The 24,371-nt window shown below is 44.6% G+C and carries 14 protein-coding genes; 6 read left to right on the forward strand and 8 right to left on the reverse strand.

Annotated elements, in window-relative coordinates; genetic code table 11:
- The 4 genes from A3EU_RS0115860 to A3EU_RS0115880 form a co-directional block, all read right to left on the reverse strand.
- Positions 1–1,914, reverse strand: a complete 1,914-nt coding sequence (locus tag A3EU_RS0115860; RefSeq protein WP_020537171.1) for a T9SS type A sorting domain-containing protein — start codon at positions 1,912–1,914, stop codon at positions 1–3.
- 225 nt (positions 1,915–2,139) lie between these two features.
- A complete protein-coding gene (gene thrS / locus A3EU_RS0115865; RefSeq protein WP_020537172.1) occupies positions 2,140–4,059 on the reverse strand; it encodes a threonine--tRNA ligase in 1,920 nt (639 codons plus the stop codon).
- A gap of 618 nt (positions 4,060–4,677) precedes the next feature.
- Positions 4,678–5,496 (reverse strand): thioredoxin family protein, encoded by an 819-nt coding sequence (locus tag A3EU_RS30700; protein WP_020537174.1) that lies wholly within the window; start codon positions 5,494–5,496, stop codon positions 4,678–4,680.
- A 200-nt stretch (positions 5,497–5,696) separates the two neighbouring features.
- Positions 5,697–7,409, reverse strand: coding sequence for a hypothetical protein (locus tag A3EU_RS0115880; protein ID WP_020537175.1), 1,713 nt, complete (start codon positions 7,407–7,409; stop codon positions 5,697–5,699).
- A gap of 136 nt (positions 7,410–7,545) precedes the next feature.
- On the opposite strand from A3EU_RS0115880, the gene A3EU_RS0115885 reads away from it, so the two are divergent.
- From A3EU_RS0115885 to A3EU_RS0115900, 4 genes are all read left to right on the forward strand, one after another.
- Positions 7,546–8,586: a sensor histidine kinase gene (locus A3EU_RS0115885; RefSeq protein WP_020537176.1), complete on the forward strand. Its 1,041-nt coding sequence runs from the start codon at positions 7,546–7,548 to the stop codon at positions 8,584–8,586.
- Positions 8,573–9,262: a LytR/AlgR family response regulator transcription factor gene (locus A3EU_RS0115890; RefSeq protein ID WP_020537177.1), complete on the forward strand. Its 690-nt coding sequence runs from the start codon at positions 8,573–8,575 to the stop codon at positions 9,260–9,262. Before A3EU_RS0115885 ends, A3EU_RS0115890 begins: the two co-directional genes overlap by 14 nt.
- A 117-nt stretch (positions 9,263–9,379) precedes the next feature.
- On the forward strand, positions 9,380–10,207 hold the full coding sequence (locus tag A3EU_RS30705; protein WP_020537178.1) for a DUF2306 domain-containing protein: 828 nt from the start codon (positions 9,380–9,382) through the stop codon (positions 10,205–10,207).
- A gap of 283 nt (positions 10,208–10,490) precedes the next feature.
- The gene (locus A3EU_RS0115900; RefSeq protein WP_020537179.1) at positions 10,491–13,883 is read left to right on the forward strand and encodes a methylmalonyl-CoA mutase family protein; all 3,393 of its coding nucleotides are present in this window, start codon (positions 10,491–10,493) and stop codon (positions 13,881–13,883) included.
- A gap of 141 nt (positions 13,884–14,024) precedes the next feature.
- On the opposite strand, the gene A3EU_RS0115905 is transcribed toward A3EU_RS0115900, so the two are convergent.
- From A3EU_RS0115905 to A3EU_RS0115920, 4 genes are all read right to left on the reverse strand, one after another.
- Positions 14,025–14,984 (reverse strand): alpha/beta fold hydrolase, encoded by a 960-nt coding sequence (locus A3EU_RS0115905; protein WP_026211426.1) that lies wholly within the window; start codon positions 14,982–14,984, stop codon positions 14,025–14,027.
- 79 nt (positions 14,985–15,063) lie between these two features.
- Positions 15,064–15,753 (reverse strand): helix-turn-helix transcriptional regulator, encoded by a 690-nt coding sequence (locus A3EU_RS0115910; protein ID WP_020537181.1) that lies wholly within the window; start codon positions 15,751–15,753, stop codon positions 15,064–15,066.
- Between the two features lie 107 nt (positions 15,754–15,860).
- Positions 15,861–16,796, reverse strand: coding sequence for a glycosyltransferase family 2 protein (locus tag A3EU_RS0115915; RefSeq protein ID WP_020537182.1), 936 nt, complete (start codon positions 16,794–16,796; stop codon positions 15,861–15,863).
- 98 nt (positions 16,797–16,894) lie between these two features.
- On the reverse strand, positions 16,895–20,923 hold the full coding sequence (locus tag A3EU_RS0115920) for a tetratricopeptide repeat protein (protein ID WP_020537183.1): 4,029 nt from the start codon (positions 20,921–20,923) through the stop codon (positions 16,895–16,897).
- A 282-nt stretch (positions 20,924–21,205) separates the two neighbouring features.
- Here A3EU_RS0115920 and A3EU_RS30710 point away from each other — a divergent pair, with 282 nt between their 5' ends.
- Both A3EU_RS30710 and A3EU_RS0115930 read left to right on the forward strand, forming a co-directional pair.
- A complete protein-coding gene (locus A3EU_RS30710; protein WP_020537184.1) occupies positions 21,206–23,668 on the forward strand; it encodes a DUF5916 domain-containing protein in 2,463 nt (820 codons plus the stop codon).
- A 100-nt stretch (positions 23,669–23,768) separates the two neighbouring features.
- Positions 23,769–24,335 carry an RNA polymerase sigma factor gene (locus A3EU_RS0115930; RefSeq protein WP_020537185.1) on the forward strand — a complete coding sequence of 189 codons (567 nt, stop codon included), beginning with the start codon at positions 23,769–23,771 and terminating at the stop codon, positions 24,333–24,335.
- Positions 24,336–24,371 lie beyond the last annotated feature (36 nt).

A 24,371-nucleotide genomic window follows, 5' to 3' on the forward strand; every position in this document is an offset into this window, starting at 1 on the left:
CTATTGAATAACAATACGTTCTGCTACTTGCCATAGCCCAGCCCCGTCTTGGGTACGCAGCAGGTAAGTCGATGCGGGCAAATGACGTAAATCTATATTCCCAAGTGCAGTAGTGCCTCTTGCTACCTCTTGCCCCTGCAAACTGATCACCGACCAGCGTATTTCCTCCTCGACAGCTGCTGCTGGCCAGTCAACCTGGATATAGCCATTGCTTGGATTAGGATAAACAGTGGCCTTAGTTGTGGTAACAGTAGAATTCCCCGTTGGAAGGCTGGCAAATGGGCTTGATGAATACTCTATACCTCCCATAATATTGACGGCAAACCAAGCTGTGCAATTGTACCCCAGTAGCTCCGCTGAAAAATATATTGTTTCCAATCCTTCAGCATCAGCGTAGAGGTCCAACTCATTGTTCCCCTCATCATATTCTCCCATTTTATTCCCCTCAGGGGCATCGTAAAACAACTCAGAAAGACCAAGCTGGCTAAGCGATCCGATGTTTAAAATATTATTATTCATCCCTACAAAAAGAGGCCCATTAAGCAAATGTGCAATGACACCGTCATTAAAAATATTCACGCCATCCAATACATTGTAGATGTCTTCAATGATCGCCGTATTTTGAAAGAACCCGTCATTAATAGGGGCATTATCAGTGGTGAGGCGAAGCCACGAATCATTGAGCCAAACACTATTAACATCGTTATCAAAATAACCTTCGATTACTATCTCTCCACAGGAAGAGTTCTGTAAGACCCCTTTGTTATGAATGGCCAACAACTGGTCACCAGCCACGAATAGATACCCCTGATTCGTGAAGTTTTCTTCATTATAAAAAGCGGTAGGATAATCGCCTTCGACACTGATCCTTCCGCTGGAGTAATTAGTAAAGTCACCTTTATTTCTCAATCCATCTCGGTTAGCGCTAGCGCTGGCATACAGGTTAATTCTCCCGTAATTGAGAAAGTCAGCATCCTCCTCATTTAACAATAAGCTATAATTGTATTCACCTTCCAGGTAAATGCGCCCATTGCTATAATTGGTAATACTACCGTAATTGCGAATTCCTGTTGCTACATCACTGTTGCTCGTCTGAATCCGGCCACGATTCCTGATCGTAGCTCCGTCTGCATTATAAAAATCAAAAGAGACATCAGAACCTTCCGCCTTTATCAACCCTGAATAGCGGTTGTCTACCAGACCATAATTAAAGATACCACTCCCACAATTCGTTAAGAAAATAGAGCGCGTATTGTAAACCCTATTTTCATTTTCTATCCCTCTGGTAGCATTGTTGATATAAACATTTTTATGGTTAACAAACTGACCATTGCCAAATACTTTCACTCCTAATTCAGCCTCTTCTCCTTCTATTTCCAAGGTTTTACTATTAAGAAAAACACCAAAAACATTAAGGCCTCTCCAATTAAAATTTTCGATACGGGTCAGTCCTCTATTATTGTATACTCCGGCAGAATAAACAACTATAGCACGGCCATCTAGCTCCACCGTTCCTGAATTCTCTACCTGGAGGTAACCATAGAGGGTAATATAATGTGACGTTGATCCACCTCCTAATTGATCAAGGACTTGCAAGGTTCCTTCTATATTGAGTTTTCCATAAACGACCACAGGGTAAAAAGTAACCGCTGTGGGCAAAACCGTCAATCGAGCGTATGGCTTGATAATCAAATTGGCACCAGCGCCTAGATCCAAGGACCTTATAGTAGCATTACTATTGAGTTCTACTACTCCCGAGGGAATGAGTACATCATCGCTAATCCCAGGTACTTGACCAGTGTTCCAGTTGTTGGCATCTTCCCAATTGCCAGAACCTCCCGTCCATTCGATGGCCGCGTTAACCGATAAAGAGAAAGTGAGAGATAAAAGAAGAGAAAATATAAACTTATTCATTTCAGGTGTTTTTTTTGAACATAAAAGCAACACCTGCAAATATCAAGGACACAGTAAAGAATAACCTACAAGGTTTCTGTTGTCAATAAACTAAGGGAAATCATAGATGGGAGACGATAAAACAAAATAGGGCGAAACATTTGCTGTTCCGCCCTGATGATCTTATTACTGAATTATTGAGCTCGACTTTCGGCGAATGCCGGACGTCGATGAAGTATTTAACTGCTACAACAATTCTTTGAAGTAGGCTACGAACTCCTCAATAGACATCGCACCTTTGTCGCCTTCGCCCTGAATACGAACGGAAACCGCATTGCCTTCGGCTTCTTTCTCACCAACGATCAACATGATAGGAATTTTCTTCAATTCCGTATCGCGGATCTTACGACCAATGGTTTCGTTACGATCATCAATAAAGCCGCGAATGTCGTGTGTTGCCAATGCTTGCTGCACTTCTTCGCAATAGCCGTTGAACTTATCGCTGATCGGCAAGATGGCGTACTGCTCAGGCGTGAGCCACAGCGGAAATTTACCTGCCGTGTTCTCAATCAGGATACTGATAAAGCGCTCCATCGAACCAAAAGGTGCCCGGTGAATCATCACTGGACGGTGTGCTTTGTTGTCGGCACCGATATACTCCAACTCGAAACGCTCCGGCAGATTGTAATCTACCTGAATAGTACCCAATTGCCAAGAGCGCCCTAAAGCATCCTTGATCATAAAGTCGAGCTTAGGACCGTAGAAGGCCGCTTCTCCAAGCTCTGTCGTAGTAGACAACCCTACTTCTTGGGTAGCGTTGATAATCGCACTCTCCGCAGCTTCCCAGTTCTCTGTTGAACCGATATACTTACTCGGGTTATCAGGGTCACGTAAACTGATCTGGGCAGTGAACTCCTCAAAGCCCATTTTCTTCAGCACAGTTTCCGTCAAGTCCAGTACATTCAGGAATTCTTCCTTCAGCTGGTCTGGGGTACAGAAGATGTGTGCATCATCTTGCGTAAAGCCACGCACCCGGCTCAGGCCGTGCAACTCGCCACTTTGCTCATAGCGATAAACGGTACCAAACTCAGCAATGCGCAAAGGCAAATCGCGGTAAGAGTGAGGCCGGTGTGCAAAAATTTCACAGTGGTGAGGGCAGTTCATTGGCTTCAGCAAAAACTCCTCATCTACCCGAGGGGTTTTGATCGGCTGAAAACTGTCTTCCCCATATTTTTCATAGTGACCAGAAGTCACGTACAACTCTTTCTTACCAATATGTGGAGTGGTTACCATCTTGTAACCACGCTTTTCCTGTTCTTCTCGCAGGAAATTCATCAGGCGTTCCCGCAGAGCATTACCCTTAGGTAGCCAGATCGGCAAACCTGCTCCAACCCGATCACTGAACATGAATAAATCCAGTTCCGCGCCCAGTTTCCGGTGGTCACGCTTCTTGGCTTCTTCCAATAAATGAAGGTACTCCGTCAGTTCTTTTTGCTTAGGAAAAGAAACGCCGTAGATACGCGTCATCTGCTGATTCTTCTCGTCGCCACGCCAGTAAGCTCCGGCAACGTTCATCAATTTTACCGCCTTGATTGTCCCTGTATTAGGGATGTGTGGCCCACGGCACAGATCCGTAAAACCGCCCTGGGTGTAGAAGGTAATCTCGCCGTCTTCCAAGCCTTCCAGCAGTTCCAGCTTATACTGGTCGCCCTTTTCCTCAAAGTAAGCAACCGCATCAGCTTTGCTGATATCCTTGCGAACGTAATCGTTCTTTTGGCGTGCCAGTTCCTGCATCTTCTTTTCGATAGCAGGCAAGTCATTGGTGCTGATCACACGATCACCAGCATCTACATCATAGTAGAATCCGGTGTCAATAGCAGGGCCAATACCCAGTTTAATTCCCGGATAAAGGGCTTCCAATGCCTCTGCCATCAAGTGAGCAGAAGAGTGCCAGAAGGTCGTTTTTCCATCCTTATCATTCCAGGTAAACAATTGCAAAGTAGCATCCGTCGTCATGGGGCGGTTGGCATCCCAAACTTCTCCATTCACTTTGGCAGAGAGCACATTACGTGCTAAACCCTCACTAATGGATTTAGCCACGTCCATAGCCGATGAGCCGCTCTCTACTTGGCGCACCGAACCATCTGGTAAAGTAATATTGATCATTGTCAATAGTTATAGCCGCCGATTGCTTAAGTGAGTAAGTGTTCTACAATAACACTAGCTCCCGCCCAGCCGTTCCCAGTGGCTTGTGATAGATAGTAGATCTCAGAAGATGGAAATATTTAAGGTAAATAAGCTTCCTATCCACCAATAAAGTTCCCCTCGCCTAAAATCTGGCCGCAAAGTTAGCAAGTGCAGCGGGGTATACGGTAGATTGAAAAGAAAAATTTGAGGAGAAGGGGGTAATTGGTGCTAAAACAGATTCTCTATGCTTCTAATATACACTTGGGAGACTGGCTAGTACTTTATAATTAGCTGGACTTTGCCATAGGTATGCCTTCGACGTCGGCAAAAGTCCGTAGAAAGGATGCAGGCTGCTTCGCAGCCCTCAGGGTAGAAGGTATAGGGACAGTAGATCGTTTAAACATTAATTCCCAACTTCAGTTAAAAACCCGGTGTTGGAAAATTTACAAGACATTTCTACTAGGGGTATTAAAGTCCCTCTACCTTCTACTCAAAGTGGCGATGCCATCGTCCACGCATCTCTTTACGACTTTCGACACTTTGCCGAAAGTCAAGTTTAGAGCTTGTTGGGGAATTTTGCGAACTGCTTTTCAAACATTAATTTGACCTTGATAATTTTGACAACTCTTCTTTGCTGAGCATCCCATCATTATTTACATCCAATCTGTCAAAATCTCTTGCTAACGGACCTTGTACTTCTGCTTTACTTACTTGCTGATCATTATTAGTGTCCATCATCTCAATGATTTTCTCAGGGCTGGGAGGCCCTTTAGGACCTCGTCTTGATCCACCTTCTCCTGATTTTGAAATAGGGCAACCTATTGCTTTTGTAGTAGCAGGGTCAGGAGACTTTCCTGCTTCCAATGCAGCAATAGCCTGAGCAACATATCTTTCTTCTACATCTTCCGGAGAGTTAGAATTATCGTCGATAGCACCAATATACCTGACGATCAAATCCTTGTCTAACAAGAAAACATGTGGCGTTTTGGTCGCTCCATATTTCGGGTAAATGGCCTGTTTTTCATCTTTTAGATAAACGAATGGAAATCCCTTCTCTTGGTGCCTCGTGATCATATCCTGAAAAGTATTCCCACCTCCTTCGGCTCCGTCATTAGAATTTATTGCAATGACTGGATATCCTTTTGGAGCCATTTCATTGTGTAGCGCTATGAGACGATCTTCATACGCTTTTGCAAAAGGACATTCATTACTGGTAAATACAACAATGTATCCATTCGCATTTTCGATCATAGATAGAGATTGCATCTTACCATCTACGTTCTTTAATTGGAAATCTTCGGCTTTATCTCCAATTTGATAACCCTCAGAGATGCTTTGTTTTTCATGCCGTGTTTGTTGCGCATTACAGCTAATACTGAAAAGCGCCAATAAAAGGACAAAGGACATATTTCTCATGACAATGTGTTTTATATTCCTGTTCAGAACAAATGGTTAATTTATTTGTATCGACACATTAGACATTTCTTATCAATTTTCCTTCCCTCTTGTACCCGCTTTTTTTTAAAAAAACTAAAATCCACCTCTCAATCATAGTACAGCCTGACGATTTCCATAGGCTTTACCTGCTCTCCGAAAACTATAAACTAGTAAAGGCTTTACTTCTCATACACCCAATTCGCAACCACCGGCCCATCATTTGTTTGTACCAATATTCGGTACAATCCACTCGTCATTGTTGCACTTGGGCGTATACGGTAGCGACCTTCTACCAGTGCCTCTAGTTCGCCACTAGCAACCAGCTGGCCCAATTCGTTGAACACCTGATAAGGCCAATCGCCGCTTAATTCACTTTCCGGCATTACCAGCATGATTTCACCGGAGCTAGGGTTGGGTGCTACCGTAGCTTTTCCTGCCACAGGCAAAGCCACCTGAGGATAAATACGCCGAATAAGCTGCCGTTCCTCCTTACTCAACTCACTGTCATCAAGTGTGCCGCCATTCATGTAAACATTGAGGTACATGTTGTTTCCCAGCGTGCGAGATAGGTTGGCGTTGGGGCCAAAGCGTAGTGTACTCCCCGGTGCCAGGTGTGCGTAAGCTTGCTCTCGTTCGCTACCGGTATAGGCTACCAACATCACTTTACTGTCAATGGTCATTGTGCTGTTTTGCTTCAAGTCTAAATGCCCATCACGGGCAAGGCCCAAGACGCCGATACCTGAACGTCCATAATCAAAAACAGCCTCCTCTTTTATTGCCAAGGTACCCCCTGTTTGAAACATAAGACACGACCGTTTATTAGCAAATTCAAAGGCACCGCTCCCCATCAGATAAGTCGTATTGTCGGGAACGATCAAATCCGCAAAAAAGACCTGACATAGATTAGGGATCGCATAATCCAGCGTCAGGTTATGCCGTAGCGTATCAGAACCATCAACTAAACTCCCCCGAACACCCGTGAAAGGCTGAAAAGTGAGCTCATCTTCTGACTCGAAGTAAATAGTTAAATCCAGAACCGTATCTGCTTCAAAATCAGGAATGGCCTCTACGTAGGTATAATGGTCAAAGCTAGGAAAACCAAGTCCATCTTGCTGAACATAATAATAGTCGTAATACTCATCATCAGGAAATACAGTCTCACGTAAATAACCTCTATAAGTGGTTTCACCTATAGCCATGTATTCATAAAACACAAAAGCCCAGACCTGCCCGTAGCCGCCCCATGGGCCTTGATATATGGGGTCCGAAAAAAACTGCCGTGGCTTAAAGGTTAAACCAGAGAGGTCCTCTTCCTCAAAAGAAAACTTCATAATGTATTCCTGTAAGTAGATACTATCCAGGTTCTCTGTTGGCCAACAGCCACTGACTTCTTTATAAGCCCCCGCCAGTTCCCGTACAACTCGCTGGACGGTACTGTCTGCTGAAAATGGTACCGTATAAATAGCCAGTAAACCAGAGCACAATTCATCAGCACAGGTGTCCGCAAGGATTACCTGTGCATCCGTCCAGTAGTTGCCAACACTCCGATACATCCCATTGGTGGGAAGCTGGGTTTCCTGATTCTCCATTTTGTAGCGAAAGAAGAGCGGCAGTGTAGAATCCAAGGTCTCCAGATCTAGGATCCAGTCGCCATCCATTTCCCGAAAACTGAGGCAGCGAGAGCTATCCAATGTACCATCCCAGGTACCTTCTAATGTTTGGTAGACCGACCACTCCGTTGGCAAAACCACCAATTCGGTCGTATCAAACGGACAAGGTTGTTCAGAAAAATTTTGCTGGATATGGTCGCTACCCGAGGAAGGAATAATATCCTGGCTCATGGCAAGAAACGGCAGGACAAAGCATAGTAAAAATGTAGTTATAGAGCGCATAAGAGAAAGGTTTTTAAGCAGTTACCTCTTAAAAATAAAGAATCTAACATTAATATGCTTTAAGGAATCAGCGTTCGTAGGGTGGCTGACAGAATATTAGTTGCACTTCCTCCAAAAGCCTTACTTTTGAAAAACAATGAAGAGATCAATTTACACATTACTCCATTTAGGGTTTTGGCTTGGGTATCTGGTACTGGTGCTGATCGTGTTTTTCCTTGGAACCCAGGGAGAGGAGTTCGAAGCGGGGGATGGCCGCTATTATTTTTCTTTTGTCACAGGAGGAGCAATCGTCCCTGCAGTCGTTTCTTTCTACGCTTGCTTCTATCATCTTTTTAATCACTACCTACAAAAGCAAAAAGTACTCCAGGCCGTTACTGGAGGGCTATTGATTGCAGTGGGAGCAGTAGCGATAGGCGTACTTTTTGTCGCCCTTACTTCCTCCGTAGCGCTAGGTTGTATTCAACAAGGCTTGCCTTACGCTTTGGGTTTTATGTTTGCAATAGCGCTTGTTTTTGGGATTATAGCACTCGTTATCAAAGGGTTTATAACTTGGTTTGATGAGCTGAAACTAAAAGAAGAGTTAGTAGAAAAGAATCATCAAATGGAGTTGGCACTGGTCAAGGCACAACTCGACCCACATTTTCTTTTCAATACCATTAACAATATTGATGTACTGATTGCGAAAGATCCGGAATTGGCCTCCAACTACCTGATTAAGCTATCAGACATGATGCGCTTCATGCTGTACGAAACCAAAGCAGAAACCATTCCGCTCGCGCAAGAATTGGCATACATTGAGAAATATGTTCAACTGCAACAAATCAGAACCGCAAATAGCAATTACGTAAATTACCAAGTCGAGGGTACACCCGCCAATAGGAAGGTCGCTCCCATGATCTTTATTCCTTTTATTGAAAATGCTTTCAAGCATACCGGAAACAAAAAGACAAAGGAAGCGGTGACTATAAAGGTTCAGATAGAGAAAGATGCTATTTTATTTCGTTGCCAAAATAAATTTACCGCACAGAACGCTCCCTCGAATGGTCAGAACGGATTGGGAAATGGCCTTATTGAAAAACGCTTAAAATTGCTCTATCCTAAAAAACACCGCCTTCACATTGACCAGCAAGGTGGGAATTACACCGTAGAACTAAAGCTCTTGCATGCAGCTGTATAAATGTATCATCATAGAAGACGAACCTTTGGCGATGGAGCGAACCAAGGGATATGTAGAGAAAGTCCCCTTCCTGCAATTAGATCAAACATTTGAAGATGCGCTCGCTGGCCTGAGCTACCTGCAGACTCACACCGTCGACATTCTTTTTCTTGATATCAACATGGACGAGCTATCAGGAATAGAGTTATTGGAAAGTACTGCTATCTCCAGTCAGGTTATCATCACCACCGCTTACCAGCAGTACGCCCTCAAAGGTTTCGAACTCAATGTAACCGATTACCTATTGAAGCCGTTTACTTTTCAACGCTTCCTACAAGCCGTCAATAAAGCCCAGGAAAACCTGGCTAATCGCACCCCCAAAACAGCTATTGAATTCATTTTCGTAAAAACAGAGAACCGTCTTGAAAAAATCCTGGTAGGAAACATTTTATACATCGAAGGGATGCGGGATTATCGCAGAATTCATTGTGTGGACAAAAAAATAATGACCCTACAAAATTTCGGTGAGCTGGAACAAATGCTACCCGCCCATCTTATTGCCCGCGTCCATAAGTCCTATATGATAGCCATTGCCAAAATTGATACCATTGAACGAGGTCGAATCTTAATTGCTGATCAACGGATTCCAATTTCAGCCACTTATAAAGAGGCTTTTCTAGCAAGAATCAAGGGATAAACTGGCAGATAAAAAACGCTTCCTTGCAGACACATTCCTCCATTTGGTGTATCCTCTTTGCAGTACGCGCCTAAAGCATTTAATCTTGGCTTTTGAAAACCCTCAAAAGTCAACAAAATGGTTTCCGATCTTCAAGCAGCACAGCAAGCAGGCCAATTAACGAAAGCGAACAAGCGCCTTAAAAAGCTCAGTCAAGTCCTATTTGCCATCGCCGTTATCGGCCAATGGATGTTTGTCTATTACATTGTCGCCTTTTACGGTGGCATTGCCGTAAGTGGTGAGTACGAAAAAGTTAATGAAGCATTAGGGCACGGTATCATCAAAGGCGATAGTATGGGCAACTTGATGCTAGGTGTACATTTAGCACTGGCTGTAGTTGTTACTTTTGGCGGACCTCTTCAGTTTTCTGCCGCCATCAGAAAGCACTTCCCTTTGTTCCACCGCTGGAATGGCCGCATATTTTACCTCACTGCTTTTGTGGTCACTTTTGCTGGTTTGTACATGATTTATACCAGAGGTGCTCATGGTGGTATTACGGGATTATTAGGAAATACCCTCAACGCTGCTTTAATTATTACGTTCTCTACCTTGGCTTGGCGAACGGCTATGCAAAGAGACTTTATTGCGCACAAAAAATGGGCGATCCGGGCATTCTTGATGGTGAGCGGCGTATGGTTTTTCCGCCTGGGCTATGGCATCTGGATTTTAATAACAGGCTTTACCGCGCCTGGTACTAATGGCAATCTCAATGGCCCGTTTGACATTTTCCTCAGTTTTGGTCATTCGCTCGTCCCTTTGCTTATTCTTGAAGCCTATTTTTATGCCAAACAACATTCTAGCTTGCGCATAAAACGGTTCGGAGTAGGGGCACTTATTGGATTAAGTCTATTGATGATCGGAGGTATTGCTATGATAGCCTTAGTATTTTGGGCACCTCACCTTTGATCCTATTCAAGTAGAACGGAAATAGCCTTAAATACCTATCTTTGCGCCACCAAATTAGAACCCTTGCTTAAATCAGACTTGTTCTATAGAGATCAAATCGGAGTTAAATCGCGCCTTATCTTCCAACGCTGTACCTTTTTTGAGTCGCTTAGCTAAGGCTAGGCTCCTAAAAAAGGTTTCGCGTCGTCGATAAAGCATCAATTTTCCTGACGATTTGCCTCAACAGAACAAGTCTACTAATTGTTGAGCAAGTATTAGACTGTCCTAACCAATACCGCAACTGATGCAGCAAGTAGCTCCCTACCAACCGCAGCACAAAATTCGCATTGTCACCGCCGCCAGCCTTTTCGATGGCCATGATGCAGCCATTAATATCATGCGCCGCATTATGCAATCCAGCGGTGCCGAGATCATCCACTTGGGCCACAATCGCTCCGTGCAAGATATTGTAGAGACCGCCATTCAAGAAGATGCGCAGGCGATTGCTATCACCTCTTACCAGGGTGGGCATACCGAGTTTTTCAAGTACATGCACGACTTGCTGAAAGAACGTGGTGCTGGTCATATCAAGATTGTTGGTGGCGGTGGCGGAACCATCCTACCTTCCGAGATCGAAGAGTTACACGCTTACGGCATCGATCGCATCTACGCACCAGACGATGGCCGCACCCTCGGCTTGCAGGGCATGATCAACGATGTTTTAAGCAAAGCAGACTACCCCCTCGGCGAGCAACTTAATGGCGAAGTAAAAGAATTCACCTCGCGCAAAGCTACCGCTGTGGCCCGCTTGATCACCGCTGCGGAAAACTACCCGAAAGAAAATGCTACCTGGCTAAAGGACGTACAGGAAAAAGCTGCTACTATAAAAACACCCGTACTTGGTATTACAGGTACAGGCGGCGCTGGAAAATCAAGCCTTGTTGACGAGCTCATTCGTCGGTTTTTACGTGATTTTCCGGAAAAGACCTTGGGCATTATTTCCGTCGACCCGTCTAAGCGGCGTACCGGCGGTGCTCTCCTTGGTGACCGCATACGGATGAACGCCGTGAGCCCCGCCATCGCGGGAGACCGTGTGTATATGCGCTCATTAGCGACCCGCCAGAGCAATCTGGCACTTTCGGCCCATGTGCAGTCTGCAGTAGACATCCTCAAGGTGGCAGGCTATGACCTCGTCATTCTAGAAACTTCAGGCATTGGCCAATCGGATACGGAAATCATCGACCACTCTGATGTTTCCCTTTATGTGATGACGCCTGAATTCGGCGCAGCCACCCAACTGGAAAAAATCGACATGCTGGATTTTGCGGACATCATTGCCGTAAATAAATTCGATAAGCGAGGAGCCCTCGACGCTCTCCGTTCCGTCAAAAAACAATACCAGCGCAATCACCAGCTTTGGGATCAGCAACTGGAAGGAATGCCCGTTTACGGCGCAATCGCCAGTCAATTTAATGATCCTGGTGTCAATTCTTTGTACCAAGCTCTACTTGCCAAAGTAGATGAGCGGTGCGAAACCAGCCTGGCAGCAGCCAGCAGTGGAAGTGTCTTGGGTGAAAGTGAAAAGATATTTATCATCCCACCTGCACGCGTTCGTTACCTATCTGAAATATCAGAGAGCATCCGCACCTACAACCAATGGGCCCAGGATCAGGCAGACATTGCAGATCGCCTTTACAGCATCCAGCAAACGATTGACACCCTTCGATCGGCAGCCAAAAACGACCAGCATCGCACAGAAGATTTGGAAAATCTTCAGGAAGAAATCAAACGCGACCTCGACGGTCACAATTGGCATTTGCTCGAAGAGTGGGAGGCTAAAGTGCAACGCTACACCGCCGACGAATACGTCTATCAGGTGAGGGGCCGCGATATCAAAGTACCGACCTTTACCAAAACGCTTTCCAACACCAAGGTTCCTCGGGTAAGTTTACCGAAATACCGCTCCTGGGGAGACATCCTTCAGTGGAGCCTCCAAGAAAATGTGCCCGGCGAGTTTCCCTACGCTGCTGGTGTATTCCCATTTAAGCGAAAAGGCGAAGACCCTACCCGTATGTTTGCCGGTGAGGGAGGCCCCGAACGTACCAACAAGCGCTTCCATTACCTTTCTTCTGGAATGCCGGCCGCGCGCTTGTCTACCGCTTTTGACTCCGTGACGCTTTACGGCGAAGATCCCGATTATCGACCCGATATTTACGGCAAAGTGGGCAACTCCGGCGTAAGCGTCTGCTGCCTCGATGATGCCAAGAAGCTCTACTCCGGTTTTGACCTTTGTGATCCGCGTACTTCGGTATCCATGACCATCAACGGGCCAGCGGCTACCATTTGTGCCTTCTTTATGAATGCAGCCGTCGATCAACAATGCGAATTGTATATCAAAGAGCACGGTCTTGAAGATCAGGTAGAAGCTAAGTTCAAAGAACTCTATGATGACCAGGGACTAGATCGCCCGGTTTATTACGGCGATTTGCCGGAAGGGAATAATGGCTTGGGCTTGATGCTCTTGGGCCTTACTGGTGACCAGGTACTCGATCCAAAAGTATACGCTGAGCTGCGTGCAAAAGCACTCCGTTCCGTACGTGGTACTGTTCAAGCTGACATTCTCAAGGAGGATCAGGCGCAGAATACTTGTATCTTCAGTACCGAGTTTTCACTCAAACTGATGGGCGACGTTCAAGCTTCTTTTATTGAGCATGGCGTGCGCAATTTCTACTCTGTTTCTATCTCCGGTTATCATATCGCAGAAGCAGGGGCCAATCCGATTTCGCAGCTTGCCTTCACCTTGTCCAATGGCTTTACTTTCGTGGAATACTACCTTTCGCGAGGGATGAATATCGACGATTTTGCACCTAACTTATCGTTCTTCTTTAGCAATGGTGTTGATGCAGAATACGCCGTTATTGGCCGAGTGGCACGCCGTATTTGGGCGAAAGCCATGAAGCAGAAATACAACGCCAATGATCGGAGTCAGAAGCTGAAGTACCACATTCAAACCAGCGGGCGCAGCTTACACGCACAGGAAATTGACTTCAACGATATCCGTACAACGCTTCAGGCACTGTATGCCATTTACGACAACTGTAACAGCCTTCATACCAATGCCTACGATGAGGCTATCACTACTCCTACAGAGAATAGTGTGCGCCGGGCAGTAGCCATACAGATGATTATCAATCACGAGCTGGGTTTGTCCAAAAACGAGAACCCGCTCCAAGGCAGTTTCATCATTGAAGAATTGACAGACTTGGTAGAAGAGGCGGTGCTGATGGAGTTTGATCGCATCACAGAACGGGGCGGCGTACTGGGCGCAATGGAGACCATGTACCAGCGGAATAAGATCCAGGAAGAAAGTATGCACTACGAGATGTTGAAGCATACCGGCGAACTGCCCATCATTGGCGTCAATACCTTCCTGAGCAAAGAAGGCTCACCCACCATTACTCCCGGTGAAGTCATCAGGGCCACTACAGAAGAAAAGGAACAACAGATTGCCACCTTAGAGCGCCTCAAAAGCGCGAGCAAGCAAGAAGGTGCCGCCGCATTGAAACGTCTCCAAGACGCAGCAGTTGCTAACGAAAACCTCTTCGATGAATTACTGGAAGCTACCAAGTTCTGTTCCTTAGGCCAAATTACACACGCACTTTATCAGGTGGGTGGGCAGTATAGGAGGAATATGTAAACCGTTCCCAAACCATTTAGTAACGGGTATAATAGTGAGGCTTGCCTTTTTGTGTTTCTAAAAGCAAGAAACGTTTAGGCAAACCTCACCTACTTGGTATCGTAGAATGATATGCAGAACGCGACCGAAGGAAGTTTCAGATCATACCTGTTGTTCTAGCCATTTTAAAATCGATTGGTTTGTTTCTTCTGGCATTTCTTGTTGAATACAATGACCACAATCCAGGCTGGTCACTTCCACATTAGGTACGAACGCTGGTAAATTTTCAAACTTCGGAATCATATCCCGTTCGCCATAAATCATGAGTGTGGGGTGTTGAATGATTGGGTTTACCTCCGCAAGTAAGTGCCAGTTTCGGTTAAGGTTTCTGTACCAATTTATAGCACCTGTAAAGCCTGATGATTCGAAGGCAGAAACGAAAACAGAAAGTTCGCGCTCGCTCATTATCGGGTCACCAAATGGTTTTGCTGCTCTTGCAAGGTTAATCATCAACATCCCTGGTTCAGGCGGCGCAGGTGGTACGTTCTTGCGGAACAGGTTACGAAGGAACTGGGATGTGTTTTCAGCCAATACAGCATCTGCGACTCCCGGCTGTCTATTGAAGTGAACAAAATAAAAGTCTCCGCCAAATATTGCTTCCATTAACTCAATCCATGGTCTTTCTCCACGCTCTTGATAGGGTAAAGCCAAGTTTATCACTTTACTTACCCGTTTGGGATGTAACTGTGCCAGTCTCCAAACAACATTTGCTCCCCAATCATGACCGACAAAAATAGCATCTTCGTATCCGTAGTGATCGAGAAGTGCTACGAGGTCTCCTGTCAAGTGTTCAATGTCGTAACCGGTTACTTCGGTCGGACGGGATGAGTTACCATAACCACGTTGATTAGGAACAATGACGTGGAATCCCGCCGCAGCAAGAGCTGGTACTTGATGACGCCAAGAGAAAGCATGCTCAGGAAAACCATGACAGAGTATAATAGGGTTTCCTTCATTCTCTCGACCTGCTTCAAAGACCTCTAGTTGTACATCATTGACTGCAATCAAGGTTGGCTTGGGAAAATCGGTTACATCAGGTATTGGGTTTAATACGTTTGCCATTTTACTTATCATAAAGATTAATTAATACTGCAAACTTATACCTGACGAGTGACAACCCTATGTCACTTGTCTGCGAAGATTAATGGTATTGGTCGAAATACTCTTGTAAAGTCATATTGTGAGGTTCAAATTCTTCTGATAGAATTTCTATTTTTTGAATTCGGTCTAATCGAAAAAACCGAAATTCCTTACGTAAACGACACATTGCAACCAAATACCAATTTTCGGTACTTAATAGTGCAAACGGCTCTATCAATCTGTTCGTTACCGTTTCCTCCTTATTAATATATTCTATCCTGACAAGCTTATAATTGGTAAGCGCATTTTGCAAATCCGACAAACTACTACTATTCCTTTCTTGATTTATGACTTGGTTATATTGAGTTCTATTAGCAAGTAGATTTGCTTTGTCTTTGACCTTATATCTTAGAATTGATTTTATTTTATCAATTGCCTCCGAATAATCCTTGACAAATGAGGCATCCTTATTTTTCAATACCAACTGTTCTGCTAGTATTAAGGCGTTTGCTTGTTTTTCGGTAAACATTACCGGTGGTATGTTATAACCGTCCATCAAGGTGTACCCTTTCTCCTTTTCGGTAAAAATAGGTACACCTGCTCGCTCCAATGTTTTTAAATCTCTGTAAATAGTTCGTTTGCTGACACCAAATTTTTCAGAAAGACTTGTAGCCGTCAATCTTCCTTTTGTTTGCAATTGAGTCAGAATTGCAGTCAGCCTTGAAATTCTCTTGATATCATCTCCTTGCATTTGGGATTTTTTTATGGCCTACAACTACGGTATAGCATGCTAAAGTTTTAGAGATGAGGAAATAAATAATCTACACACCTTCCTTGTATAGTGAAGTTATACAATCACTACGCCCGGAAAATCTGCCGAATACTGTATGGCCGCTTCCCCTGCGACTCATAATAAGTACGTACCTGGATTTCTACCACAATGCCAATGGTAATGAATTGAATTCCGCCCAAAAGCAGGATCAAGCCCAAGATCATCAAGGGTTTGCCCCAAATATCCTGGCCCATAACTTTGAGGCCCAAAAGATAGAGGTTGATCAATACGCCTACTAAAAACATAATAATACCTGAATTCCCAAACAAGTGCATTGGCCGGGCGAGGTAACGCTTAAAGAAAAGCATCAAAAGTAAATCGCTGACGACTTTGAAGGTTCGGCCTAAACCATACTTACTCTCTCCAAACTGCCGAGCGTGGTGCTTGACCGGGATTTGCTGTATCCTTGAAGTTTCTAAACTCACCAGTACAGGAATAAAGCGGTGTAACTCTCCGTACAAGCCTAAATCTTTGGCAACTTCGGCACGCATGACCCTAATAGCACAGCCATAATCACGTAAATGTACACCAGAAGAAGTACGGATAATGTAGTTAGCGATCCAGCTGGGAATTTTACGCAAGAACATTCCATCCTGCCGGTTAGCGCGCTCACCTGCTACCATATCTAACTCCTCGGCTTCGGCCATAGCCAACATCTTCGGCAAATCATCGGGGTCATTTTGCAAGTCACCGTCCATCGTAGCAATAAACTCGCCTTGTGCCACATCAATACCTGCCATCAAGGCTGCACTTTGGCCATAGTTGCGCCTAAACTCTACAATCACAAGCCGCTTATACAGCTCCTTTCGTAATGTTTTCAAAGTCCGATCCGTAGATCCATCATCAACATAGATCAATTCGTACTCAACATCTTTTAGGGCCGTTTTGATTTTTTGGATCAATGGCACTACATTTTCTTCTTCATTGAAGACCGTAACTATTACCGATAACTTTATAGACATATGGAGGGTATCGTCGCTAAGAAAAAGACAAAGGTCTGAATTTTTCTGCTTTTATTACCTTTCTGAATATTTATCAACCGTTAAGCTTCCAATTAACTTTAATCTCCACGTTCTTGCCTAAGCTTTTCCAGCCTTGTTTTATAGAGGTACTGAGGGGTTGCAGCGTAAAGCTCTTCGAACAAGCGTATAGCCAAATCACGAGCTGTTTTATCAACTGGTAAGAGTATGAAACGAATGTAAGCAGCCTCAGCTTGCTGCTCGGTACTGAGGGGCTGTTTCTTTAAATCATCTAGTAATAACAATGCCTCGTTTGTATGACCATGTAGATACAAAGCACGAATTTCTAAAGCACGGGCATCAAAAATAAGATCAGGGTTTCCTAATTCCTTCGCCAGCGCCAGTGCTTCTTTTTCTACTATTAACAACTCGGCTACCCGTTTAACTTTTATCAAAACAAGCCCCTTCTCTATCAAGCTGGAACAGAGAACAATTTTGTGATTGATCTTACGTGTTACTTCAATCGCCCGATCATAAAAATGTAGGCTTCGGTCGTATTCCTCTGTAAAGAAAAAGATATCTCCCAAAGTATTAACCGCCTTAGCGATTCCCTTTTGATAGCCTAGTTCTTCACAGAGCATCAAGTTTTTTTGCATATACTCTACAGCCGGATAAAAGTCTCCTACCAGCTTGAGTAAATCACCAACAAGGCCCAGTGCAATCGCAATACCTTGTTTATCCCCGAGTTCTTCTGTCAACTCAAGGTCTCTGCGAAAAAGGTCCATCGCCCGCTCGTAATCCCCTTGCTGTTGGATCACTAAACCTAACGACCCCATCGCAATAGAGACGAGTTGTTTATTCCCTAGTTCTTCCGCTAATTTCAAGCCCTCTTCATAGCTTTCTCCAGCATCAGAGTAGTCGCCTTTCTCGTATTGGACAATGCCTAAATTGACGAGTAAAACCGCCATACCTTGCTTATCATTACGTTGGCGATGCAGTGGCAGTTGTTTTCGCACAACAGCAATCCCTTCCTCCAGTTGCCCCTGATTCATGTGCGTAAGCGCCAGATTGGCGACCACTTGTGCACTTCCCGTAGAAGCCCCGGTACCGTAGCCTGAATCTAAGCTGCGTTCAAAACATTCTTGCGCTTCAGGGTACTCGCCCAGTCGAAGGTGAAGATTCCCCAGGTGACCATTAACTTTAGCAAAACCAATCTTGTCATCAACTGATTCAAACAAGCCTGCAGCTGTATTAAGATAAGATGCAGCTTTATCGTATTCACCTCTAAGCAGAAGCAGGTGCCCCAGATGATTATTAGCTTCCCCAATCATCACTACATCCCTTGAACTCTTTGCCAATTCCAGCGAACGACGGAAGGCCTCCTCACTCTCTTTCCAATTACCGATGAGTTGAAGTAACTTTCCTCGCTTTAGATGCGTCTGTATTTCATCCGCACTATCCGCCTTGGCACCGAGATAACTGAGCAGTTTTTCATAATATTCCAGCGCCAATTGGTTCTGGTAGTTATTACGCGCGTGATCAGCTGCTTTACGTAAGTATTCACAGGTTTTATTGAATACGCCTGCCTGTTCATAATGAAAAGCCAAATCCACGTAGCGGCTCTCTAATTGCCAGGGATAAATCCTTTCAATAGCCTCCGCAATTAAGCGATGTAACTGTTTGAGGCGTGTTTGCAACTGCATACTATACACCGCTTCACGCAACAAACTATGCCTAAAAATATACCGCAACTCATTCATCGCCATCCAAATCTGCACCTGCTCCGCCGATTTTATTTCTTCTTTCAGCAGTGCTGCACTATCCAGATAACGATCTGCAAATAACCCCTGGGCACGCATGACTTCCGACAAGATGGGAATGTCAAATTCACGGCCAATGACTGCCGCCGCCTTTACGGTTTCTCTTACCTGTTCAGATAAACGATCTATCCTTGCGGTAAGAATGGCATTGATAGAATTAGACAACTTGACATTTTCGTCTTTGATCGTCCATTTATCTTCATCCTGGGTGAGTAAACCACTCTCGGTGAAATACTCTAAAATCTGCTCCAGGTAAAACGGGTTGTTGTTAGTCGTTCGAATAAGCATAGCGTGAAAAGCCTCAGAGATAGGCCCACCAAGTACCGACTCGGCAAATACGCGTACACTTTCTTCCGGTAGGTTTTTTAGCTCTATTTCCAAATACGGAAGCTCCAATCGAGTAACAGTAGTTGGTGTTAACGGGTATGGCTTAGACCCCTCATCATTGTACCTGGAAGTAATCAGTAGAAACAATGGATAGTGAGGCATCTGCCGGGTGAGTTCCTGAAGCAACTCCGCCGAACTATCATCCAACCAGTGGCTATCTTCCAGCTCAACAATCAATGGTTTCAACTGGCTTTCGGCAATCAATAAATTAATGATCGACCAAATCGTATTTTGATAACGGCCCTTTGCATCCAGTTGCTCCCACAGAGAATTTTCGGAAGAAAGCCCCAACAATGCAATCAACACCGGTCGGGTTCTTTCCAATTCTCGGAGAGTAAGCTCTACCCCTTCTGTGTTAAGCTCGATAAGTTGTTCCCTCAGCAGCCTAAACCGGTTGTCAAAATTGAGCCTGTTTGTGAAGTCGTTTTCTTCGGGCGATTGCTCAAAGTAATTTTGCAGAAAATAAAGGAACGGGTTGAAAGGTTTGTGCAAAATTTGATCGGCCTGGCATACAAACCACTGAAGACGATTGCCATCTAAAAGAAGATTGCGCAATTCAAAAGTCAGTCGGCTTTTACCAACACCAGCTTCTCCAAAAATATATGCGACTCCGGCATTCTTGTGTTCAAAAAGCGGCTCGGCAAAATCAATTACTTTTTTGAGCTCCTCATCACGGGCAATCAACTTCCCCGTATAGGTAGGTTTAACGTTGAAATTACGCCCTAGTAATTTATAGGTAGGTACATTTCCTTTGATCCCCTTGTACTTGATATTTCCAGTATGCAAAAACCGAAAACTACTGGCTTTTTGAATTTCTTCATCAGCGAAAAACTCGCCCCATTCCGCATTGGTCATCAAGCGAGCCGCCAAGTTCACTCGGTTACCAACACAGGCGTACTGGCAGCGTTCGTAACCTCCAACAATACCGGTATAGGCATTGCCTACCGTCATTCCGGCCCTGATTTTCCAGTCGTGCTTTTCTTGGGTAGGTCGGAGCTTCTCCCTCAGACTAAGCAAAAACTCCAGCGCACGATCAACATTGTTCTCGAAAGCTACAGGAGCACCAAAAAAGATGGTAATGACGCCTCCTTTATCTCCAAAGTCTATTTCCTTAAAATAACCAGAAAACGTTGCCGTTTGCCGCAAAACAATCTCCGAGAACTCATTGATTTCCTCATGATTACTGACACCATCAAAGGATAAGAAAATGGAAACTACTGGTCGAAATTCACCCTCCTGCTTGTAATCTACAACGGCTTCCGGTAAAAACATCAAAGCCGTCTCTCTGTCTAGCTCATCGCATTCTAATGGCGGAGGAAAACCTGTAATGTTAATGGTGCTCGTCACCCGGTAGGCATCTTCACCCACAGGATCTAACTCAAGCGTATGATCTGGCAAACGCCGTAAAAGAGAGCCATCAATAACGATATCCTGATTCTCTGCCAGCGTCTGACAATAAGCACAACTATCAACAGGTTGCCCTCGGAAATAAAAACTCTTAGGGTCAGAACCAACAATACCCCATTCTACATCTCCAAAACTCAGGCCAAATTTGAGGCCAATCGTAAAGTTTCCAAAACGGTTCTTCCGGCGCTGAAATAAAGCGCGTGCCATGGCCGAGGTTTGGATGAGTGCTTCTGCACTTTGTCGTTCATCTTCTGCCGGAAAGATAGCCGTAAAGGCATCACCCGCAAAATAAGGGATAAAACCACCACGGGCGTAAACCAAGCGAATAAGGGGTTCAAAGATTTCGTTTAGAACGATGGAAAGTCGCTCTGCTCCGGCATTACCTTCGCGCATCAGCCCTTCGGTCAACGGTGTAAATCCCTTTAAATCAATAAACAAGGTGAACGCACGCAAACTACCTTGCTGTTCGTTCGCCAATAGGCGCTCATGAATAAAGTATGGAATAAGATGCTTCACCGTCGCTATTAAGGTATCTCTTCGTGCTGGCTTTGTTTAGTAGCCATTGAGCAATCATTGGGCAAATTACAAAGTTTTGGGAAATCCCCGCCCCTCATATACTTCATAGTAAACTGAATTTATGCCTTTACAAGTATCCCTCGTTGTAGAAAGTAGTGTTTTTGCACCACCCACTCGGTTATTGGCATCTTTGACAATCAAATATTTAGAGGACTAAATAGCTTTTTTTTTCTTCGCAATTAGATATTGACCCGCTACTAGTATATCCAAAACCAAAACCTCATGAAATCCCCTACATTATTGCTTTGGCTCTTGCTCCCTGTCCTGGGGCAGGCAGCCAACGGTATTGACCCTGATAAAAAAGAAGTAAATGCTGTAATTACTAACCAAGCCCCCGTAATTGATGGCGTACTAGATGATGAAGCTTGGTTAAATGCCCTTCCAGCAGGAGATTTTATCCAAAACAGACCCGTTCCCGGGCAATCAGCCAATGCCAAGACAGAAGTGCGAATATTGTACGACGATACGGGCATCTATATTGGCGCCATGATGTATGATGACACCCCTGCTGGTATTCAAAAAGAATTATCCGAACGAGACAATCTCGCCAATACCGATTGGTTTGGTGTTATTATTGACGCTTACCGAGACGGAATCAATGGTTTTGGTTTTATCGTATCCGCTGCCAATGTACAATTCGACACCAAATATTCCACTTTTGGGGAAGATGAAGGCTGGGATGCCGTATGGCAAAGCAAGGTCAATATCAATAGTCAAGGCTGGGTTGCAGAAATAATGATTCCTTATTCTGCCCTCCGTTTCCCGGAAACAGAAGAACAAATATGGCACCTAAACCTGGTACGCTCGGTTGCCCTTACGCAGGAAAAAAGCTTTTGGAGTGAGGTTGATCCACAGGTTAATGGTTTCCTCAATCAGGCAGGCTACCTTACCGGATTGAAAAACATCTCTTCTCCTGTACGCTTGCAGGCAACCCCTTTCATTGCTTTTTATGGGCAACAACATCACGACGCTTCCGCCGAAACGGTAAACACCTACGGGCATAGTTTTAATGGTGGTATGGATATCAAATGGGGTTTATCCGATGCCTTTACGCTGGACATGACGCTCATTCCTGATTTTGGTGAAGCAGCCTCCGACAATCAAGTGCTCAACCTTTCTCCTTTTGAGGTTCGTTTTAACGAAAATCGCCCCTTTTTCACAGAAGGCACCGAGCTTTTCAACAAAGGTGGCCTTTTCTATTCCCGGCGTATTGGCGGCCAGCCACTCAATTATGGCAATATTACTGATGAATACGCAGAGGAAGATATTCTAAGCAACCCATCACAAACTCAATTGTATAACGCAACCAAAGTTTCCGGGCGCACAGCAAAAGGACTTGGCGTAGGTTTTTTCAATGCGACTTCGGGCCGTACCTATGCCAGAATTAGAGATACCGAGCTGGGTGAAACAAGTGTCCTTTCTGACCCTTTGACCAATTATAATGTACTCGTTCTTGATCAAAATCTACCCCACAACTCTTACGCTACCCTCATCAACACGACCGTTCTTCGGGAAGGCGACCACTACGATGCCAACGTTACCGGCACCGACTTCCTATTACGCAACAAAGCCAATACTTATTCCATCGGTGGGCGGGTCGCAGTGAGTCAAAAATACTACACTGAGCAAACCGACCTCGGACACACTACTGCTCTTCGTTTACGAAAAACAAGCGGCAAGATTCAAGCTGGCCTAAACTACTCCGAAGAAAGTGACACCTATGACCCCAATGACCTCGGTTTCCTCAATAACAACAATGAACGCAATTTCAGTGGCTTCATAGAATACAATCAATTTGAAGCATTTGGTCGGTTTAACCGAGGAGGCATAGGGCTTTTTGCAAATTACAATCGGCTTTATAAGCCAAGTGTATACACCGGCTGGGGTTTTAATGTATGGACATACGCAGAGAGTAAATCTTTCTGGAACTACAACATTTGGTTTAACCTATCTCCCTCCCGAGAAAACAACTATTTTGAAGCTAGAGAGGATGGCCGAGTTTGGCGTCTTCCTGCTTCAGGAAGTGCTGGTTTTTGGATGGGATCTGATCGCCGAAAGCGAGTGAGAGTTTCTCTGAACGGCAATTACTGGGCAGCTACAGAAAACAACTGGAACAATATTTCCGGAGAAGTAAGCCTTCGTTTCAGGGTAAGCGATCGTCTTAATTTCAACTTTGGCGTAGAACAAAACCTCAGTCACAACGATGCCGGCTATGTTAATGACCAGGAAACCGAAGTCATCGATCCTATTTCAGGGCAAACCAGTATCCGGAAGGATATTTTCTTTGGTCGACGTAACCGCAAAACTGTCGAAACCTTTTTTCGTACCAATTACACTTTTAATGCCAATATGACCCTTAGCTGTCGCATGCGACATTACTGGTCTACCGTAGATTACCAGCGTTTTCATCAGTTAGATGATGATGGGCAATTAATTGACACCAACTACAGTGGCCAACATAATAATGACTTTGATGCTTTCAACATAGACCTTATTTATCGCTGGCGTTTTGCTCCTGGTTCCGATATTTTTGTTGTCTGGAAGAACAGTTTATTCAGCGAAAGCGAAGAAATTTCTCCTGATTATTTCCGTAACCTGGATGGCCTTTTTCAATCCCCGCAAGACAATAGTGTTTCTATAAAGGTCATTTACTTTTTAGATTATGCGTCACTGGCAAGACGTTAAAGCCTTGTACAAGCAGCGTAACAATGGCTTTTTTCGTTTATCTTTGGTGAGGACCTCGCAATGTATTGTTTAACGACACATTGCCCAAGCACTTGGTTTTATGGAAATCGCCTTGTCCATCAACTATAATGAGCGCGACTTAATTAGCGCTTGCGTCCGCAAAGAGCGGTGGGCTCAGCAGGTACTGTATGAAGAATTCTACAGTCCGCTGATGGCCATTTGTTTGCGCTATTCGCACCATGAGGACGAAGCGATGGATTTACTGCATGAAAGTTTTATTAAAATTTTCCGCAGTATTAATAAATATCAACCAGGCACCTCTTTGGGCGCTTGGATGCGCAGAATCACGGTGAATACTGCCATTGACTATTACCGACGTAAAGTACGCCGGCGAACAGAAAACATTGATCAGGCTTTTGACTTGAGCACCGACGAAGCTGACGCGATTAGCAAGTGTAGCGAGCAAGAAATTCTGGCTGCTATTCAAAAACTAACGCCAGCTTATCGAACCGTATTTAACCTCTACGTTATTGAAGGTTATTCGCACAAGGAAATCGCAGAACAATTGAAAATTACAGAAAGTACCTCGCGATCAAACCTGGTAAAAGCCAGATCTAAATTGCAGGTTTTACTGAAAGGACAACATGGACGTGGAAAAGGGAAATAACAATTTGGACCGAATCATTCGGAACAAGGTAAACCA

This window comes from Lewinella cohaerens DSM 23179 (assembly GCF_000379805.1).
GTDB classification, from domain to species: domain Bacteria; phylum Bacteroidota; class Bacteroidia; order Chitinophagales; family Saprospiraceae; genus Lewinella; species Lewinella cohaerens.

Excerpts from the sequence above, each read along its gene's own strand:
- A3EU_RS30700 (WP_020537174.1), bottom strand. The coding sequence starts at position 5,496 with ATGAGAAATATGTCCTTTGTCCTTTTATTGGCGCTTTTCAGTATTAGC.
- A3EU_RS0115905 (WP_026211426.1), bottom strand. The coding sequence starts at position 14,984 with ATGGCAAACGTATTAAACCCAATACCTGATGTAACCGATTTTCCCAAG.
- A3EU_RS0115860 (WP_020537171.1), bottom strand. The coding sequence starts at position 1,914 with ATGAATAAGTTTATATTTTCTCTTCTTTTATCTCTCACTTTCTCTTTA.
- A3EU_RS0115900 (WP_020537179.1), top strand. The coding sequence starts at position 10,491 with ATGCAGCAAGTAGCTCCCTACCAACCGCAGCACAAAATTCGCATTGTC.
- A3EU_RS0115930 (WP_020537185.1), top strand. The coding sequence starts at position 23,769 with ATGGAAATCGCCTTGTCCATCAACTATAATGAGCGCGACTTAATTAGC.
- A3EU_RS0115885 (WP_020537176.1), top strand. The coding sequence starts at position 7,546 with ATGAAGAGATCAATTTACACATTACTCCATTTAGGGTTTTGGCTTGGG.
- A3EU_RS30705 (WP_020537178.1), top strand. The coding sequence starts at position 9,380 with ATGGTTTCCGATCTTCAAGCAGCACAGCAAGCAGGCCAATTAACGAAA.
- A3EU_RS0115915 (WP_020537182.1), bottom strand. The coding sequence starts at position 16,796 with ATGTCTATAAAGTTATCGGTAATAGTTACGGTCTTCAATGAAGAAGAA.
- A3EU_RS0115890 (WP_020537177.1), top strand. The coding sequence starts at position 8,573 with ATGCAGCTGTATAAATGTATCATCATAGAAGACGAACCTTTGGCGATG.
- A3EU_RS0115910 (WP_020537181.1), bottom strand. The coding sequence starts at position 15,753 with ATGCAAGGAGATGATATCAAGAGAATTTCAAGGCTGACTGCAATTCTG.
- A3EU_RS0115880 (WP_020537175.1), bottom strand. The coding sequence starts at position 7,409 with ATGCGCTCTATAACTACATTTTTACTATGCTTTGTCCTGCCGTTTCTT.
- A3EU_RS30710 (WP_020537184.1), top strand. The coding sequence starts at position 21,206 with ATGAAATCCCCTACATTATTGCTTTGGCTCTTGCTCCCTGTCCTGGGG.
- thrS (WP_020537172.1), bottom strand. The coding sequence starts at position 4,059 with ATGATCAATATTACTTTACCAGATGGTTCGGTGCGCCAAGTAGAGAGC.